The organism is Brevibacterium aurantiacum (assembly GCF_900169065.1).
In the GTDB taxonomy this organism is placed as follows: domain Bacteria; phylum Actinomycetota; class Actinomycetes; order Actinomycetales; family Brevibacteriaceae; genus Brevibacterium; species Brevibacterium aurantiacum.
The window spans coordinates 94,797-109,831 of the sequence record NZ_FXZB01000018.1 but is presented as its reverse complement, the minus strand read 5'-3'; the positions used below and the strand labels follow the sequence as shown (position 1 = coordinate 109,831).

At 63.1% G+C, this 15,035-nt stretch carries 18 protein-coding genes; 14 read left to right on the top strand and 4 right to left on the bottom strand.

The features are described 5' to 3' along the window. Positions 1-74: 74 nt before the first annotated feature. The 3 genes from BAUR9175_RS13475 to BAUR9175_RS13460 all read right to left on the bottom strand — a co-directional run bounded on the left by BAUR9175_RS13475 (position 75) and on the right by BAUR9175_RS13460 (position 2,132). A complete protein-coding gene (locus tag BAUR9175_RS13475; protein WP_101584020.1) occupies positions 75-995 on the bottom strand; it encodes a tyrosine-type recombinase/integrase in 921 nt (306 codons plus the stop codon). A gap of 62 nt (positions 996-1,057) precedes the next feature. Beyond that, positions 1,058-1,279, bottom strand: a complete 222-nt coding sequence (locus BAUR9175_RS13470) for a hypothetical protein (RefSeq protein ID WP_069599753.1) — start codon at positions 1,277-1,279, stop codon at positions 1,058-1,060. 607 nt (positions 1,280-1,886) lie between these two features. Next, on the bottom strand, positions 1,887-2,132 hold the full coding sequence (locus BAUR9175_RS13460) for a hypothetical protein (protein ID WP_096163009.1): 246 nt from the start codon (positions 2,130-2,132) through the stop codon (positions 1,887-1,889). A gap of 201 nt (positions 2,133-2,333) precedes the next feature. On the opposite strand from BAUR9175_RS13460, the gene BAUR9175_RS13455 reads away from it, so the two are divergent. The 6 genes from BAUR9175_RS13455 to BAUR9175_RS13430 all read left to right on the top strand — a co-directional run bounded on the left by BAUR9175_RS13455 (position 2,334) and on the right by BAUR9175_RS13430 (position 6,652). After that, positions 2,334-3,119 (top strand): SGNH/GDSL hydrolase family protein, encoded by a 786-nt coding sequence (locus tag BAUR9175_RS13455; protein ID WP_240518069.1) that lies wholly within the window; start codon positions 2,334-2,336, stop codon positions 3,117-3,119. 116 nt (positions 3,120-3,235) lie between these two features. Continuing rightward, a complete protein-coding gene (locus tag BAUR9175_RS13450) occupies positions 3,236-4,198 on the top strand; it encodes a squalene cyclase (protein ID WP_096160984.1) in 963 nt (320 codons plus the stop codon). 112 nt (positions 4,199-4,310) lie between these two features. After that, the gene (locus tag BAUR9175_RS13445; RefSeq protein WP_096160985.1) at positions 4,311-5,285 is read left to right on the top strand and encodes an intradiol ring-cleavage dioxygenase; all 975 of its coding nucleotides are present in this window, start codon (positions 4,311-4,313) and stop codon (positions 5,283-5,285) included. Between the two features lie 26 nt (positions 5,286-5,311). After that, positions 5,312-5,563, top strand: coding sequence for a twin-arginine translocase TatA/TatE family subunit (locus tag BAUR9175_RS13440; RefSeq protein WP_009883619.1), 252 nt, complete (start codon positions 5,312-5,314; stop codon positions 5,561-5,563). Continuing rightward, positions 5,560-6,339 carry a twin-arginine translocase subunit TatC gene (gene tatC / locus BAUR9175_RS13435; protein WP_180959247.1) on the top strand — a complete coding sequence of 260 codons (780 nt, stop codon included), beginning with the start codon at positions 5,560-5,562 and terminating at the stop codon, positions 6,337-6,339. Before BAUR9175_RS13440 ends, tatC begins: the two co-directional genes overlap by 4 nt. After that, positions 6,320-6,652, top strand: coding sequence for a Sec-independent protein translocase subunit TatA/TatB (locus tag BAUR9175_RS13430; protein ID WP_009883617.1), 333 nt, complete (start codon positions 6,320-6,322; stop codon positions 6,650-6,652). The genes tatC and BAUR9175_RS13430 overlap by 20 nt, the downstream gene beginning before the upstream one ends. On the opposite strand, the gene BAUR9175_RS13425 is transcribed toward BAUR9175_RS13430, so the two are convergent. Continuing rightward, positions 6,649-7,227: a hypothetical protein gene (locus tag BAUR9175_RS13425; protein WP_009883616.1), complete on the bottom strand. Its 579-nt coding sequence runs from the start codon at positions 7,225-7,227 to the stop codon at positions 6,649-6,651. The genes BAUR9175_RS13430 and BAUR9175_RS13425 overlap by 4 nt on opposite strands. A gap of 186 nt (positions 7,228-7,413) precedes the next feature. On the opposite strand from BAUR9175_RS13425, the gene BAUR9175_RS13420 reads away from it, so the two are divergent. From BAUR9175_RS13420 to fdxA, 8 genes are all read left to right on the top strand, one after another. Beyond that, entirely contained in the window at positions 7,414-8,241 is an 828-nt protein-coding gene (locus BAUR9175_RS13420) for an aldo/keto reductase (RefSeq protein ID WP_096179101.1), read from the top strand. Continuing rightward, positions 8,242-8,985: a sirohydrochlorin chelatase gene (locus BAUR9175_RS13415; protein WP_096160987.1), complete on the top strand. Its 744-nt coding sequence runs from the start codon at positions 8,242-8,244 to the stop codon at positions 8,983-8,985. Between the two features lie 154 nt (positions 8,986-9,139). Further along, positions 9,140-10,864, top strand: a complete 1,725-nt coding sequence (locus BAUR9175_RS13410; RefSeq protein WP_371860665.1) for a nitrite/sulfite reductase — start codon at positions 9,140-9,142, stop codon at positions 10,862-10,864. Beyond that, positions 10,861-11,634, top strand: a complete 774-nt coding sequence (locus tag BAUR9175_RS13405) for a phosphoadenylyl-sulfate reductase (protein ID WP_009883612.1) — start codon at positions 10,861-10,863, stop codon at positions 11,632-11,634. The genes BAUR9175_RS13410 and BAUR9175_RS13405 overlap by 4 nt, the downstream gene beginning before the upstream one ends. Beyond that, positions 11,631-12,557 carry a sulfate adenylyltransferase subunit CysD gene (gene cysD / locus BAUR9175_RS13400; RefSeq protein WP_180959246.1) on the top strand — a complete coding sequence of 309 codons (927 nt, stop codon included), beginning with the start codon at positions 11,631-11,633 and terminating at the stop codon, positions 12,555-12,557. Before BAUR9175_RS13405 ends, cysD begins: the two co-directional genes overlap by 4 nt. Beyond that, entirely contained in the window at positions 12,557-13,903 is a 1,347-nt protein-coding gene (locus tag BAUR9175_RS13395; protein ID WP_096163002.1) for a sulfate adenylyltransferase subunit 1, read from the top strand. Before cysD ends, BAUR9175_RS13395 begins: the two co-directional genes overlap by 1 nt. After that, a complete protein-coding gene (cobA, locus tag BAUR9175_RS13390) occupies positions 13,900-14,700 on the top strand; it encodes a uroporphyrinogen-III C-methyltransferase (RefSeq protein ID WP_069599760.1) in 801 nt (266 codons plus the stop codon). The genes BAUR9175_RS13395 and cobA overlap by 4 nt, the downstream gene beginning before the upstream one ends. Continuing rightward, entirely contained in the window at positions 14,697-15,023 is a 327-nt protein-coding gene (gene fdxA / locus BAUR9175_RS13385; RefSeq protein ID WP_069599761.1) for a ferredoxin, read from the top strand. Before cobA ends, fdxA begins: the two co-directional genes overlap by 4 nt. Positions 15,024-15,035: the final 12 nt, after the last annotated feature.

Sequence of the window (15,035 nt, the reverse complement as noted above, 5' to 3'; positions counted from 1 at the left end):
GGTGCCCCTTTCTTGAACGGGAATGTTGACTTCGAACATCATCATTTTCCCAGTTCAGAAGGGGCATTTCCATTTCACGCGCGGCTTGATCCGGCTACTCGCATCGGTGGATCAAGGTTAAGCGCTTGGAGTCTGTCGCGGTGCCCGGGCGGTTCTGGAATGTCGTCAACGAGCTTGCGCAACCGACTGCTGGACGCTTTTGTGTAGATCTGCGTCGTAGCAACGGACGCGTGGCCAAGAAGGTCTCGCAAGCCCATAAGGTCGGGGTTGAGCTCGAGGGCGTCGACGCCGAACTTGTGGCGCAGCGAGTGTGCATTTCTTCCGGGTTGGAAACCAAGAAGATGCCGAACACGTCGACCGATTGAACGGGGCAACATGTGTCCCGAGGGGTTCCGGTCCGAAGGGAAGAAGTATCCGGTTGGGAATTGTGGCAACAGTTCCTGCATGAGGGGGTGGAGGGGGACGAGGCGTTGTTTGTTGCCCTTGCCGAGTATGCGGAGTTCCTTGGTGGGAAGCATGACGTCGTCGGAGTGGGCTCGAGAGATCTCACCGGCTCGCATTCCTTGGAGTTCGCCGAAGAGGATCATCAGTACGTCGATGGGGCGTGTTGCTCGGTCGAGGGCTCGTTGAATGTCATCAGTCGGGCACGGGTTCGGGATTCCGACGCTGTTGCGCATGCTGGAAAGCTTGCGCGCAGGGTTCTTCTTGATCTTGCCGATCGTTTCGGCCCATTCGTAAAACACACTGAGGGTAGAGCGGGCAGATCGTTTTGTGGAGATTGCTGGGCCAACGTCTTTGGAAAGCCAAGTGTGGAAATCTTCGAGGGTGAGTCTGAGGACAGAACCGTGCTCGGTGGTGTCCTGAGCCCATGTCATGAGCCGTTGGAGATAGTAGCCGCGTAGCTCGACTGTGTATGGAGAGCGGTAGGTCGATAGGGCGGTCGTGAACGCGTCGTGGATCGCCTGGTGTGGTTTCGACAGCTGGAGGTCTGACATGGGATCTCACTTTCGAATAGGGGAAGTGAGATTGTTTTTAGCATGCCCTAACTTGTTCGGCTTTACTGAGGCCTGCCAAGGAGTGCTCCGAAGAGGAAGAATCCGATCGTTCCGCCGATGGCAGCTAGCCAAAGTGGACCCGATGATTCGACCAGGAAAATTTGGAGGAAAGATGCTGCTGCTAATGCGGCACAGGCGAAGAAGGCAAGCCTGACAGTTATGCCGAGGACGCCGACCAGTATGAAGCCTCCGATTACTAGCGCAACGATGACTCCGAAGTCCATGGTGACTTCTCCTTAGACTTGAGCTGCGGTTTGTATCCAGCAGGCTATTGCACGGTGCTGACGCGGAGTTATCCATGGGCAGGTATCGCAACGGAGCCGCGGCTCCAATCGTCATGGTCCGGCATGGGTGCTACTTCTAAGCCGCGTTCACCGAGAATCGCGCGCACAGTCCTGCGGCTGTCTGGTTGGCCGGCAATCCGAACGTCAAATTGTTCGACACGATGCCCGGTGTAGCGGCCACCCATATGAGAGCCAGACCGGTTGATGATCGTGAAACTGAGCTCTGAATAGTCGAACCCTGCACGCGTGAGGATTGCCTTCTCGGACCGGATGGTGAGGTGATTCGTTTTCATTGGTCGTCAGCGCCTTCGATCACCAGGTTACGGAGTGCGACAACCCACGATGCGGCAAGTAATTGCCCAGTGCCACTAGGTTGCGAAGCGAGTTCACGTCGGAGTCGAAGCATGTCTGCTTGGAATCTGTTAATCGTGAGGTCGGGGGATCGAGTCCCCCTCCCGCTACTTCGACGAAAAGGACCTCCACTGTCCGGGTGGGGGTCCTTTCTGATTCACGACCCAGGATGCTCACGACTCAGCGTCCGTACGGCTTAATTCCGCAGCCTCGGCGAGACATCCTCCGCATCCGGCTTACAGTCCGCAAACTTGCGAAATGCAGTGGCGAGCAACCAGTAGATCGCCGCAGACACGGGGGCGACCAGAATGACCTGCCACCAGGACAGATCCTGTGAGCCCCAGCCGAGGAGCTTGAAGCAGGAGTGGACGCACAGAACGAGGGCCATCAGGATGAGCGCTTCTCGCCGGTTGCGCCGACGGTCGGAGGTTGGCTCCTTCATAAAAAACAAGGCTACCTGAATAATTGAAACTTCAGTGTGTCTATTTTCGATGGACCAGGGGTAGGTGCGGGACTAGGATGATCGTTGCTCAGCCAGTTGACCGATGGAGCCTATGATGAAAGACCTCTTCCCCCGCCGTCACGAAGCGAACGAACTCGGTTGTCGGCCCTCGTGCGGTCGGGTCCTGATGACGGTGACGCTGTGAGCGGCGATCCCAGCCTGCCGCTGCGCTACATTGCGATCGGCGACAGTCTCTCCGAGGGGGTGGGTGACGAGCCCTGGCCCGATGGCAGCCCGCGAGGCTGGACCGATCGCCTGGCATCCCTGCTGACTGCGCACTACGGACAGCACCGGGCCATCCACTATGCGAATCTGGCCGTGCGCGGTTACAAGACGGCCCAGGTCGTCGACACGCAGATCCGGACGGCCATCGCGCTGCGGCCCGATTTCGTCACGCTGACCGCCGGGATGAATGACATCATGCGACCCCGTGTCGACTTCGGCGCGCTGAAGTCCGCCCTCATCGGGATCGTCGAGCCACTGACGGCTGCTGGCACCAAGGTCTACGTCGTCCCCATCCCCAATATCGCCGGAGTCTCGCCAGCTGGGCCGCTGATCAACACCCGTCGACTGCGTCTCAATGCGATCTATCAGCACCTCGTCGATTCCCACGGAGTCCTGCCGCTGACCAACACCACCAATTCGGTGTTCGAAGATCCCCGTGCATGGGACGAAGATCGCCTTCACCTTGCCGCGCTGGGCCACGAGCGGCTCGCCTGTGCCGCGGCAGCGAGCTTCGGCGTCCCGATCGACTTCGATTTCCTCAGCCCTCCTGAGGGTCCGGCGCCGGTGCGCACAGCCAGCATCGAGGCACAATGGTGGTGGAAGCACGTCAGGCCGTGGATCTATCGACGGCTGACGGGCAAGTCCTCAGGGGACGGACGAGTGGCCAAGCGCCCTGAACTGGGCCCGATCGTCGACGAATAGTAGTCGTCACCGACGAGTAGTAAGGGGCTGCCTGCCGGGATCTCGACTCATCACCACGACGGTTGCTCCGGACGTAGACTCGGTTTCACACATGTGCCCACCGTAGGGAATCAACGATGATTGACACTCGGCTCAGCAACTGGCTCCTCGACTCCGACCCGGCACTGCGCTGGCAGGTCGAACGCGACCTGTTGGACCGTGACGAAGACATCTGGCAGGCGACTCGGGCGAAGGTGCCGAGCGAGGGGTTCGGCCGTGAGCTTCTGCGTCTCCAGGACGCGGACGGGCAGTGGGCTGGAGGCGCATACTTTCCGTCGGACTTCAGGGGCGAAGGTCCGCAGCCGTGGACGGCCACCACATGGGCGCTCAACCAGCTTCGAGACTGGGGAGCTCCCGCCTCGGCGCTGGAGGGTACCGCTGAGAAGCTGATCCCGGTGCGCTGGGAATACGAGGACATGCCCTATTGGGGTGGGGAAGTCGACGTGTGCATCAACGCGATGACGCTGTCGAACGGCCTGTGGCTCGGTGCCGACGTCGACGCGATCGTCGACTGGTTCCTCGACCATCAGCTCGACGACGGGGGCTGGAACTGCGAATGGGTGGAAGGGTCGACGGTGGCCTCCTTCCATTCCACGCTCAACGCACTGATCGGCCTCCTCGATTATCAGGTGCGCACCGGCGACACGGAGCGGGTTGCGGACGCTCGCGCCCGCGGAGAGGAATACCTGCTGCGTCGCGACCTCTTCCGCAGGCTGTCGACAGGGGAGCCCTTCTATGACCGCGTATTCAGCCTCGCCCATCCTCGGCGGGCCTATTACAACGTCCTCGCCGCAGCCGACTACTTCCGGGAGGCCGACAACACCACCCCAGATCCGCGCATGGGCGAGGCGATCGAGGTCATCAGGTCTCAGGGTCAGAGCGACGGAACCTGGCTGCAGGGACACCGACTGGACGGTGATGTCTGGTTCCACATCGACGCGCCGACCGGTGAACCGTCGAAATGGGTGACCCTCCAGGCAACCCGAGTTCTGCAGTGGTGGGACGCGGCGCAGTCTGCGCCGCGCGACCGGCAGGTCTGATCGATCCACAGGCCCGAGCGATCCACAGGCCTGACATAGGAATGCCACAGTTCGTGGCCAGAGCCGGTCCGCACGATGGAGTCATCAACATCCACCGAACGAAGGACACACCATGGCTCGAGTACCAGAACCAGAGGAGACCCCCGACGGACCGACCTATGAAGGGCGGCTCCTCGATCACCCCGACGAGGAGGTCGTCGACCAGGGCGCGGCGTTCGACATTCGCACCCTCTTCAGCCGTCGCAGCGTCCTCGGGGTCGTCGGCGCCGGCATCGGAACGGTGGCGCTGGCCGCCTGCGGAATGAACTCTGCCTCCGGCAGCGACAGCTCAGTGACGGAGATCCCCGATGAGACCGCCGGCCCCTACCCGGCTGATGGCTCAAACGGTCCGGACATCCTCGAACAATCGGGAATCGTGCGCTCCGACATCCGGTCGAACATCGACGGCAGTGAAACGGTCGAGGGCGTGGCACTGACCTTCACCCTCAAGGTCACCGACATGGCCAATGACAACAAGGCATTCGAAGGGGTGGCCGTCTACGCCTGGCACTGCGATGCACAGGGCCGCTACTCCATGTACTCCGAGGGCGTCGAGGATGCGACCTGGCTGCGCGGTGTCCAAGTCGCCGACGAGAAGGGGGAAGTCACCTTCACCTCGGTCTTCCCCGCCTGCTACACCGGAAGATGGACTCACATCCACTTCGAGATCTACCCGGACGTCGACTCCATCACCGATGCCGACAACGCCATTGCCACCTCACAGATGGCTCTGCCCGAGGACGCCTGCAACGCGGTCTTCGAACTCTCCGTCTACGACGGATCGGCCGAGAATCTGTCCAACGTCAGCCTCGACGATGACAATGTCTTCGGCGATGACGGGGGAGAGCACCAGATGGCGACGATCAGCGGCGACACTGACAAGGGCTACGTAGCCTCGCTGGACGTGCCCGTCGACACAGGCACAGAGCCGACCGGAGGAGCCGAACCCGGAGGCGGCGGCGGGGAAGGCGGCGAACCTCCGGAAGGCGGAGCACCACCCGAGGGCGGCACGCCTGCGGAAGGTGGAGCCGCCTCGGCGGAGAAATAGACGAGCAACCGAAAGGACTTCAGATCATGCTGCACAATCTCACGGGCTGGCACGCCCTCATCGTTTTGGCCATCATCATCCTCGTCTTCGGCGCCGCCAAACTCCCGGCCCTGGCCAAGAGCCTCGGCCAATCGATGCGCATCCTCAAGGACGAAGCATCCGATCCGAGAGGCGACGACAAGAAAGACAATGACAAGAAAGACAACAGCAAGACGGCAGACCAGTCGGCCAACCCGCATGAAGCGGTGACCGACCCCATCGCGCAGCGGCACTCATGAGCACCGCCACCGCCGCACACGCGCCCTCGCCTGCTGAGCAGAAGATGCCGCTGGCCGCGCACCTGAAGGAGGCCCGCACCCGGGCGATGCGTGCGGCGGTGGCACTGCTGGTGGGCACCATCATCGGCTATGTGCTCTCGGAATCTGTCCTCGACGTGCTCCGGGCACCGATCACAGAACTGGCCGAATCTCGCAGCGCATCCTTAAACTATGACAGCGTCACGAGCGCATTCGATCTGCGGCTGCGCATCGCCCTGTATTCGGGAGTCATCCTCTCCAGCCCGGTCTGGCTGACGGAGCTCTTCGGCTTCCTCACACCGGGACTGACAGCCAAGGAGAGGCGCTATGGTCTCGGCTTTCTCGCGGCTGCTCTGCCCCTGTTCGCCTCCGGGTGTGCGACCGGCTTCCTCATCTTCCCGCGCATGGTCGAGGTGCTCACCTCATTCGCCTCGGCCGAAGACAGCACCATCCTGCAGGCCGCCTACTATTTCGACTTCATCATGAAGACCGTTCTGGCCAGCGGAGTAGCCTTCGTCCTGCCGGTCTTCCTCGTCGTCCTCAACCTCATGGGCATACTTTCGGCGTCTGCCATCGCGAAGAGCTGGCGACTCAGCGTCGTCGCCATCGTGGTCTTCGCTGCCTTAGTGACTCCGGCGGCTGACGTACTCTCGATGGTCTTCGTCGCCGCGCCCATGGTGCTGCTCTTTCTCACCGCCCTCGCGATCACCTGGATCCACGATCGGAAAGGAACAGATCATGCTCGGTCTCAGCTTTGAGAAGATGCTGATCGCCGGCCTCATCGCCGTCATCGTCATCGGCCCCCGACGCCTGCCCCACTATGCCCAGAAACTGGGCGAGCTGATCCGCATGTTTCGGGCCCAACTGACAACTGCGCAGACTCGGGCGGCCCAGTCGGTGGGGGCCGAGGACTGGGAGTCACTCGATCCCAGACGCTACGACCCACGGCGAATCGTGCGGGAGGCGCTGCACGAGCCCGCACCCGATCCCGCGCCTGCGCCCGATCCCGCCGAGGCAGGGGATCGGGCCGTCGTCACCGGCTCATCCGGTCATCCCAGGAGGAAGGCTTAGAAGTCGACTTCCTTCTTGTCGAGACCGGGGAACTTGACCTCATACTTGATCATGTTGTCTTTGTGGTCGACGAGTTTGACCGTTCCGAAGTAGGTCTTCTTCTTCGTCTGAACTTCACAGCTGGTCAGTCCCCACCAGTCCATGACCTTCATATCGTCTCTGCACTCGACAGCATCGACGTCCATCTTGAACTTGTTCTTGAACAGGTCGTCGATATCGGCCTGAAGTGATGCCTTCGGGACTGTTCCGTCACCCTCTTTGTTGACCTTGATCCCGTCATCGCTGGCCCACGAGGTGGTTCGGGGAGCGTCGGCGAAGAGATCTTTCGACTTGCTCGGCTCAGGCTCGGCAGATTTGCTGGGGTCCGGGGCCGATGCACTCTCCGACTCGCCTGGGGCCGCCTTGCCCTGCATGCCACCGCCGTCATCGGCCTTCTCGGTCTGCGCCGCCTCATCGGTCTTCTTCTGGGATTCGTCCTTGTCACCGCCGCAGCCAGTCAGCGCCAGGGCGAGAGCGACACCGACCGCGGCGGTGATCGTCCGGGGTGAGAATGCTGCCTTGGTCATCGGTTTCATCGTCATACTCCTCGTGGAACATCGCTGGTGCCCGGTGAGCGATCATCTGGCAATCACGGGCGTCGTTCGTACACAGTCGATTCTGCCATCACCGGGCCCCGATCCGGGCGCTGAGCGTGTGCACATCCGGAGACACATGTGTCGATCCGGGCACATGAGTCACAGAGCCTCGACTAATATGACCGAATGATCCCCACGACGACACTGGCCGATGGCACGGAACTTCCACTTCTGGGACAGGGCACGTGGCACATCGGTGATGATCCTGGGCGACGTCGAACCGAGATCGCAGCATTGCGCCACGGCATCGAAGCCGGAATGACCCTCGTCGACACCGCGGAGATGTACGGATCCGGCCGCTCCGAAGACCTCGTCGGAGAGGCGATCGCACCGGTGCGCGATGAGGTGTACCTCGTCGACAAGGTCCTACCCACGAATGCCTCGGAATCCGGGACCATCGCGGCCTGTGAACGATCCCTGGCCGTCCTCGGCACCGACCACGTCGACCTCTACCTCCTCCACTGGCCCGGCCCGCACCCCGTCGAAGAGACGATTGCGGCCTTCGAATCACTCCGTGCCCGGGGCCTCATCGGCGGCTGGGGCGTGAGCAACTTCGACCCGGCCGAGATCGCGGAGCTTCCGGTAGCGCCGCTGGTCAACCAGGTTCTGCTCAACCCGTCGCGCCGCGGTCCGGAGCACGATCTCTTGCCCGCCCACCGCGATCGTCGCCCCCACATCACGACGATGGCCTACTCGCCGATCGAACAGGGCCGACTGCTTGAGGACCCCACCCTCGCCGAGGTGGCCCGCCGTCACGAAGTGAGCACCGCCCAGATCCTGTTGGCCTGGGCAATGCGCTCCGGTGATGTCATTGCGATACCCAAGGCCTCGACACCCGACCACGTGAAGGCCAATGCCGAGGCAGTCGACATCGCACTGACGAGTGATGACCTCGCCGACATCGATCGTGCATTCCCCGCCCCGACATCGCCGATGCCACTGGAAGTGATCTGAATGCCCCTGCCATCGATCGGTCTCATCTCCCACGGCACCTCGTCGGCAGAAGGGCGCCGGGTCATCGAGGCACTCGCCGCCGCCGTCACCGAGGACCTGGTCTCACGTGGGCTGGCCGCCGAGGTGATGCTGGGACACGTCGATGTTCAGCATCCCGATGTCGCCGAGGTGCTTTCGACCCTTCCGTCTGATTCCCCGGTTGTCCTTGTGCCGCTGCTGCTCTCCCCGGGCTATCACGTGCATGTCGACCTGGCTGAAGCCGTCCGTGCCGCGGGAGGTGCTGATGGAAGCAAAGCGCAGGGAACAGAGACTCGTGACATCCGACTGACGCCGACGCTGGGACCGGATCCTCGTCTGGCCCAGATTCTGGCCGAGCGTCTGCCGGATCTGGGAGACGAGGACCACGTGGTGCTCGCGGCCGCCGGATCAAGTGACGAACGGGCCAATGATGCCTGTCGGGACATGGCTGAATCTCTGGCTCATGAGCTCTCAAAGCCCGTCGTTGCAGGGTTTCATGCCGGTGGGGGAGACCGCTTGAGCGATATTGTTGAGCAGAAACGAAGGGCAGGTGGACGGGTAGTGCTCTCGAGCTACCTTTTGGCCCCGGGCTTCTTCCAGGATCTCGCCTCGGCTCTCATTTCTGACTCCAGCGACATCCTTGCTCCACCGCTGCTCCATGACGGCGCGAAAACCCCGCCATTGCTGGTCGACGTCGTCCGCGACCGCATAATCTCAGCACTCTGACCGGGCGTCAATTTTCTCGACTCGCAGCGTCATCGTCTGACTTATGACGTCGTGCGTCATGAAACGACATGATTGGACACCCTAATTTGTTGAGCAATCTATTTCTCTTGTAGCGTGACTCACCAAAGGTTCACCGCAGCGTTTGGAGACGATCGTGTCCGCACATGTAGACGAAATCAAGCAAGTTCCGAGGTCCGGGGCTTCCACGCGTCCGGCCCGACCGAAGAAGTCCAACGGTCAGTGGAAGGTCGACGGTCAGGAACCGTTGAACAAAAACGAGATCGACAAGGCCGCAGATAACGGTCTCAACGTGCGCACGCGCATCGAAGAGGTGTACTCCAAGGGCGGTTTCGCCTCAATCGATCCGGATGACCTGCATGGTCGTTTCCGCTGGTGGGGGCTGTACACCCAGCGCAAACCCGGTATCGACGGCGGCCGTACCGCGAAGCTCGAACCCCACGAGCTCGAAGACGAGTACTTCATGATGCGCATTCGCACCGACGGTGGAGCGCTCAATCTCGAGCAGCTGCGCACCATCGCAGAGATCGCCGAGGAGTTTGCCCGTGGCAGTGCGGACCTGACAGACCGTCAGAACATCCAGCTGCACTGGATCGAGATCGAGAACGTGCCCGAGATCTGGCGCCGCCTCGAAGCCGTGGGCATGCAGACGACGGAGGCCTGCGGAGATGTTCCGCGTGGCTTCCTCGGTTCGCCGGTAGCCGGAATCGCCGCGGATGAGCTCATCGATCCCACCCCAGCGATCGAAGAGATCACTCGCCGCTATATCGGCGACCCGAGCCTGTCGAACCTGCCGCGCAAGTACAAGACTGCGATCACCGGCCACCCCAGTCAGGACGTCGTCCACGAGATCAACGACTGCTCGTTCGTCGCCGTTGATCACCCCGAACACGGCATCGGCTACGACCTGTGGGTCGGCGGGGCATTGTCAGTTGTTCCCCGCTTCGCCGAACGCCTCGGTGCCTGGGTCGCCCCGGACCAGGTCGTCGATGTCTGGCTCGGCGTCACGGAGATCTTCCGTGACTACGGCTATCGCCGCCTGCGCAACAAAGCCCGCATGAAGTTCCTGCTGGCCGACTGGGGCCCCGAGAAGCTGCGCGATGTCCTCGAGACCGAGTACCTCGGCTACCGACTCGCAGACGGTCCGCCCCCACCGAAGCCCATGGTCTCCGGAGACCACGTCGGCGTCCACCGGCAGAAGGATGGAAAGTACTTCATCGGCACCAGCCTCGTGGCTGGGCGCGCCTCAGGCACGCTGTTCCACCAGATGGCTGACCTGATCGAAGAGTACGGGATCGATCGGATCCGATTGACCCCGATGCAGAAGATCCTCGTGCTCGATGTCGACGAGACTGATCTTGATGATGTCGTCGCCCGCCTCGACGCCCTGGGACTGTCCAGCCGCAAGGACCTGTTCCGGCGCTCGGTGATGGCGTGCACGGGAATCGAATACTGCAAGCTGGCTATCGTCGAGACGAAGCAGACAGCCATCGACGCCGTCACTCGACTCGAAGAACGCCTCGCTGACATCGACCTGCCCCACCCGATCAGTCTCCATCTCAACGGCTGCCCGAACTCCTGCGCGCGCATCCAGACGGCTGACATCGGACTCAAAGGTCAGATCGTGACCACTGACGAGGGCGAACAGGTCCCCGGGTTCCAGGTCCACGTCGGCGGAGGTCTGGCATCGAAGGACCGTGACGAAGCAGGCTTGGGCCGCACGGTGCGTGGACTCAAGGTCACTGTCGACGGTCTCGAGGAGTACGTCGAGAAGATGGTCCGCCGATTCCTCGACGGACGGTCCGAGTCCGAGACATTCTCCGAATGGGCACACCGAGTCGAAGACGAGGAGCTGGTATGAGCACGACACCATCCCGAACCGCAGCACCGCTGCCCACGCCCACCCGCCAGCGTCGCGACATTGACGAGCTCAAGTCCCTCGCCGAGGCGGGGGCTAAGCAGCTCGCGGGCGATCCCGACAACGGCGTGGCCGAGGCCAACCCGGCCGACGTCATCCGCTGGGTCTCACGAAACTTCGACACCTCCACCTGCGCGGTGGCCTGCTCGATGGCCGATGCGGCCCTGCCGCACTATGTCGCCCAGTACCTGCCGGGCGTCGACGTGCTCTTCCTCGACACCGGCTACCACTTCAAGGAGACCTATTCGACCCGCGACGAGGTGGCCAGCAAGGTCGACGTCAACATCGTCGACGTCCTCCCGGAGCAGACCGTGGCACAGCAGGATGCGGAATTCGGTGCCGAACTGTTCAACCGCGACCCCGGCCTCTGCTGTGCCCGGCGCAAGGTCGCACCTCTGAAGAAGTCGCTGGCCGGCTACGAACTCTGGTTCACCGGAGTCCGCCGGGACGAAGCACCGACGCGGGCGAACACACCGCTGGTGACCTTCGATGAGAAGAACGGGCTGGTCAAGGTCAACCCCCTGGCCGCCTGGTCCTTCGACGATCTTCTCGACTACGCCGGTGCCTTCGACGTGCCGGTCAATCCACTGCTGTCGCAGGGGTACCCGTCCATCGGGTGCCAGCCCTGCACCAACCCCGTGGCCGAGGGGGAGGACCCCCGTGCCGGCCGTTGGGCTGGAACCTCGAAAACAGAATGCGGGCTGCACGTATGAGCATCGATCACACACCACTGTCCACACAGAAACCACTGTCCACCCTCGACGTCCTCGAATCCGAAGCGATCCACATCATCCGCGAGGTCGCCGCCGAATTCGAGAAGCCCGTGCTGCTGTTCTCCGGCGGCAAGGACTCCGTCACCGTCCTCCATCTCGCGGCCAAGGCCTTCTGGCCCGCGAAGATCCCGTTCGGTCTTCTCCACGTCGACACCGGTCACAACTTCCCGGAGATCCTGAAGTTCCGCGATGAGACCGCCGCCCACTACGGCATCGACCTGAAAGTGGCGAAGGTCCAGGACTACATCGACGACGGCCGTCTGCGCGAGCGCGCCGATGGAACCCGCAACACCCTGCAGACCCAGCCCCTCATCGACGCGATCGCCGAGGGAGGATACGACGCGGTCTTCGGCGGCGCCCGCCGTGACGAGGACAAGGCCCGAGCCAAGGAGCGCATCTTCTCCCTGCGCGATGAATTCGGCCAGTGGGATCCGAGCAACCAGCGCCCCGAACTGTGGAACCTCTACAACGGTCGCCACGTCAATGGCGAGCACGTGCGCTTATTCCCGATCTCGAACTTCACCGAACTCGACGTGTGGAGCTACATCGCCCGGGAGAACATCGCCCTGCCTCACCTCTACTACGCCCATGAGCGCGAGGTCTTCCAGCGCGACGGCATGTGGTGGTCGACGGGTGAGTTCTCGGCCCCGCGGCCCGAGGAGTCGGTCATCCGCAAGTCGGTGCGCTACCGCACCGTCGGCGACATGAGCTGCACAGGTGCCGTGGAATCCGAGGCCGACGACATCGCCTCGGTCCTCGCCGAGGTGGCTGTGACCACTGTGACAGAACGCGGAGCGACCCGCGCCGACGACCGGATCTCGGCCGCGGCGATGGAAGACCGCAAGAAGGACGGATACTTCTGATGACCACAACACCAGACACCACCGCTGCCACACAGACGAAGACACTTCTGCGCTTCGCCACGGCCGGTTCCGTCGACGACGGCAAATCGACGCTCGTGGGCCGCCTCCTCCACGATGCGAAGGCGATCCTCGCCGATCAGCTCGAGGCCGTGACGCGCACCAGCGAGGAACGCGGCTTCGTCGGCGGCGAGTTCGACTTCGCACTGCTCACCGACGGTCTGCGGGCCGAACGGGAACAGGGCATCACGATCGACGTCGCCTACCGCTACTTCGCCACCGACAAGCGCTCATTCATCCTCGCCGACTGCCCCGGACACGTGCAGTACACGCGAAACATGGTTACCGGAGCCACGACCGCCGATGCCGTCGTCGTCCTCATCGACGCACGCACCGGTGCGACCGAGCAGACCCGTCGCCACCTCACGGTCGTTCACCGTCTGGGCATCAGGCACGTCATCCTCGCGATCAACAAGATCGACCTCCTCGACTACGATCATGCAGCGTATGCGAAGGTGGAGGCCGAGATCGAAGCGCTGACGGCAGAGATCGGCCTCGACTCGGCCCATCTGATCCCCGTCTCGGCACTGGCCGGGGACAATGTGGCCGAGGCTTCGGCGAACACACCCTGGTACCAGGGCCCCGCACTGCTGGAGCTGCTCGAGAACCTGCCCAGCAAGGAAGAGGACACGGCCGACCTCGAGCCCTTCCGCCTCGACGTGCAGTCGGTGCTGCGCCCGCAGGGCGGACTGGCACCGGGACTCGACCCCGATGAGTTCCGCGACTACCGGGCGGTGACCGGACAGGTCACGTCAGGGCGGATCCGCCTCGGCGATGAGATCGACGTGCATCCGGCCGGTCTGCGGACCACTGTGGTCGGCATCGACACGGCAGATGGCCCGCTGGAGACCGCGGGTGCCCCGCTGTCCGTGGCGCTGCGCCTGGCCGATGACATCGACACCGCGCGCGGCAGCGTCCTTGCCGCGGCCGGAAGCCTGCCTGAACCGCGCAAGGCTCTGCGGGCCGAGGTCTTCCCCTTCACCTCGCAGGGACTGCGCTCCGGTGACCGGGTGCTCGTCAAGGCCGGCACCTCGACGGTCAAGGCGATCGTGACGATCGAATCGAAGCACAACCTGCTGACCGCCGGATCCGAACCCGCCGAGGTGCTCGCCGGCAACGACATCGGCACCGCCGAGGTGAAGTTGGCGACCGCTCTGCCGCTCGCGGACTTCCGTGAGCACGGACGCGCAGGTGGATTCCTCATCATCGATCCGCAGACTGGGTCCACCGTGGCCGCGGGAATCCACACTCCCGAAGACGCTCACACTCCTGAGGGCGAACAGTCATGAGCCTCTTCACTCTTCAGGCACCGGGCAGCGTGCTGCTCATCGGTGCCGGACCCGGTGATCTCGGCCTGCTGACCGTCAAAGGTCTGCGCGCATTGGAATCTGCCGAGGTCATCGTTGCCGACCGCCTCGGCGCGCGTTCGGTCATCGACCAGCTCGAGACCGAGCGCGGGGAGTCACTCGACGCCGAGATCATCGACGTCGGCAAAACCCCGGGACACCACCCGGTTCCGCAGCAGCGCATCAATGAGATCCTCGTCGAACAGGCTCGCGCCGGGCGACGTGTGGTCCGACTCAAGGGCGGAGACCCGTTCGTCTTCGGCCGTGGCGGCGAAGAGCTCGCCCACTGCCACGAAGCCGGCGTCGACGTGCAGGTGGTGCCGGGAGTCACGAGTGCGAACTCGGTTCCCGCCGTTGCCGGAATCCCGCTGACGCACAGGGGACTGGCCACCGCGTACACGGTCATCACCGGCCACGATCAGCTCTCCGAGCTCGGCGGAGGACGCGACCACACGGTCGTCGTGCTCATGGGCATCGGCACGCTGGCACATTCGGCGATGATCCTGGCCCGCGGTGGACGCGGGGGAGACTGCCCCGTCGCGATCATCGAAGACGGGTTCGGAGACAACCAGCGGGTCACCGTGGGCACACTCGATACGATCGCCTTCCAGGCCGCCCGCCGAGGTGTCCGCTCACCGGCCGTCGTCATCGCCGGTGACGTCGTGACCCTGAGCCCGTACGCCGTCGGAGCCTTCGCCGCAGCGCAGGTGTCCGAGCCAGAACTCATGAGGAATCCATGACCTACATCATCGCCCAGCCCTGCGTCGATTTGAAGGACCGGGCCTGCATCGACGAATGCCCCGTCGACTGCATCTACGAGGGCAGCCGCTCGCTCTACATCCATCCCGAGGAATGCGTCGACTGCGGGGCCTGCGAACCAGTCTGCCCCGTCGAAGCGATCTTCTACGAAGACGACGTCCCGGACGAATGGGAAGCCTACTACTCGGCGAACGTCGATTTCTTCGACACCATCGGATCCCCGGGAGGCGCCGCCGCGCACGGAGTCATCGACGGCGACCACCCCTTCATCGCGGCACTGCCGCCCCAGAACACTGACGACTGACTCTCCTGAGGA

What these genes read in the sequence shown, in the direction of transcription:
- BAUR9175_RS13475 (WP_101584020.1), bottom strand. Translation starts at nt 995, where the DNA reads ATGTCAGACCTCCAGCTGTCGAAACCACACCAGGCGATCCACGACGCG.
- cobA (WP_069599760.1), top strand. Translation starts at nt 13,900, where the DNA reads ATGAGCCTCTTCACTCTTCAGGCACCGGGCAGCGTGCTGCTCATCGGT.
- cysD (WP_180959246.1), top strand. Translation starts at nt 11,631, where the DNA reads ATGAGCATCGATCACACACCACTGTCCACACAGAAACCACTGTCCACC.
- BAUR9175_RS13395 (WP_096163002.1), top strand. Translation starts at nt 12,557, where the DNA reads ATGACCACAACACCAGACACCACCGCTGCCACACAGACGAAGACACTT.
- BAUR9175_RS13440 (WP_009883619.1), top strand. Translation starts at nt 5,312, where the DNA reads ATGCTGCACAATCTCACGGGCTGGCACGCCCTCATCGTTTTGGCCATC.
- BAUR9175_RS13405 (WP_009883612.1), top strand. Translation starts at nt 10,861, where the DNA reads ATGAGCACGACACCATCCCGAACCGCAGCACCGCTGCCCACGCCCACC.
- tatC (WP_180959247.1), top strand. Translation starts at nt 5,560, where the DNA reads ATGAGCACCGCCACCGCCGCACACGCGCCCTCGCCTGCTGAGCAGAAG.
- BAUR9175_RS13420 (WP_096179101.1), top strand. Translation starts at nt 7,414, where the DNA reads ATGATCCCCACGACGACACTGGCCGATGGCACGGAACTTCCACTTCTG.
- BAUR9175_RS13430 (WP_009883617.1), top strand. Translation starts at nt 6,320, where the DNA reads ATGCTCGGTCTCAGCTTTGAGAAGATGCTGATCGCCGGCCTCATCGCC.
- BAUR9175_RS13425 (WP_009883616.1), bottom strand. Translation starts at nt 7,227, where the DNA reads ATGAAACCGATGACCAAGGCAGCATTCTCACCCCGGACGATCACCGCC.
- BAUR9175_RS13460 (WP_096163009.1), bottom strand. Translation starts at nt 2,132, where the DNA reads ATGAAGGAGCCAACCTCCGACCGTCGGCGCAACCGGCGAGAAGCGCTC.
- BAUR9175_RS13415 (WP_096160987.1), top strand. Translation starts at nt 8,242, where the DNA reads ATGCCCCTGCCATCGATCGGTCTCATCTCCCACGGCACCTCGTCGGCA.
- BAUR9175_RS13445 (WP_096160985.1), top strand. Translation starts at nt 4,311, where the DNA reads ATGGCTCGAGTACCAGAACCAGAGGAGACCCCCGACGGACCGACCTAT.
- BAUR9175_RS13470 (WP_069599753.1), bottom strand. Translation starts at nt 1,279, where the DNA reads ATGGACTTCGGAGTCATCGTTGCGCTAGTAATCGGAGGCTTCATACTG.
- BAUR9175_RS13450 (WP_096160984.1), top strand. Translation starts at nt 3,236, where the DNA reads ATGATTGACACTCGGCTCAGCAACTGGCTCCTCGACTCCGACCCGGCA.
- fdxA (WP_069599761.1), top strand. Translation starts at nt 14,697, where the DNA reads ATGACCTACATCATCGCCCAGCCCTGCGTCGATTTGAAGGACCGGGCC.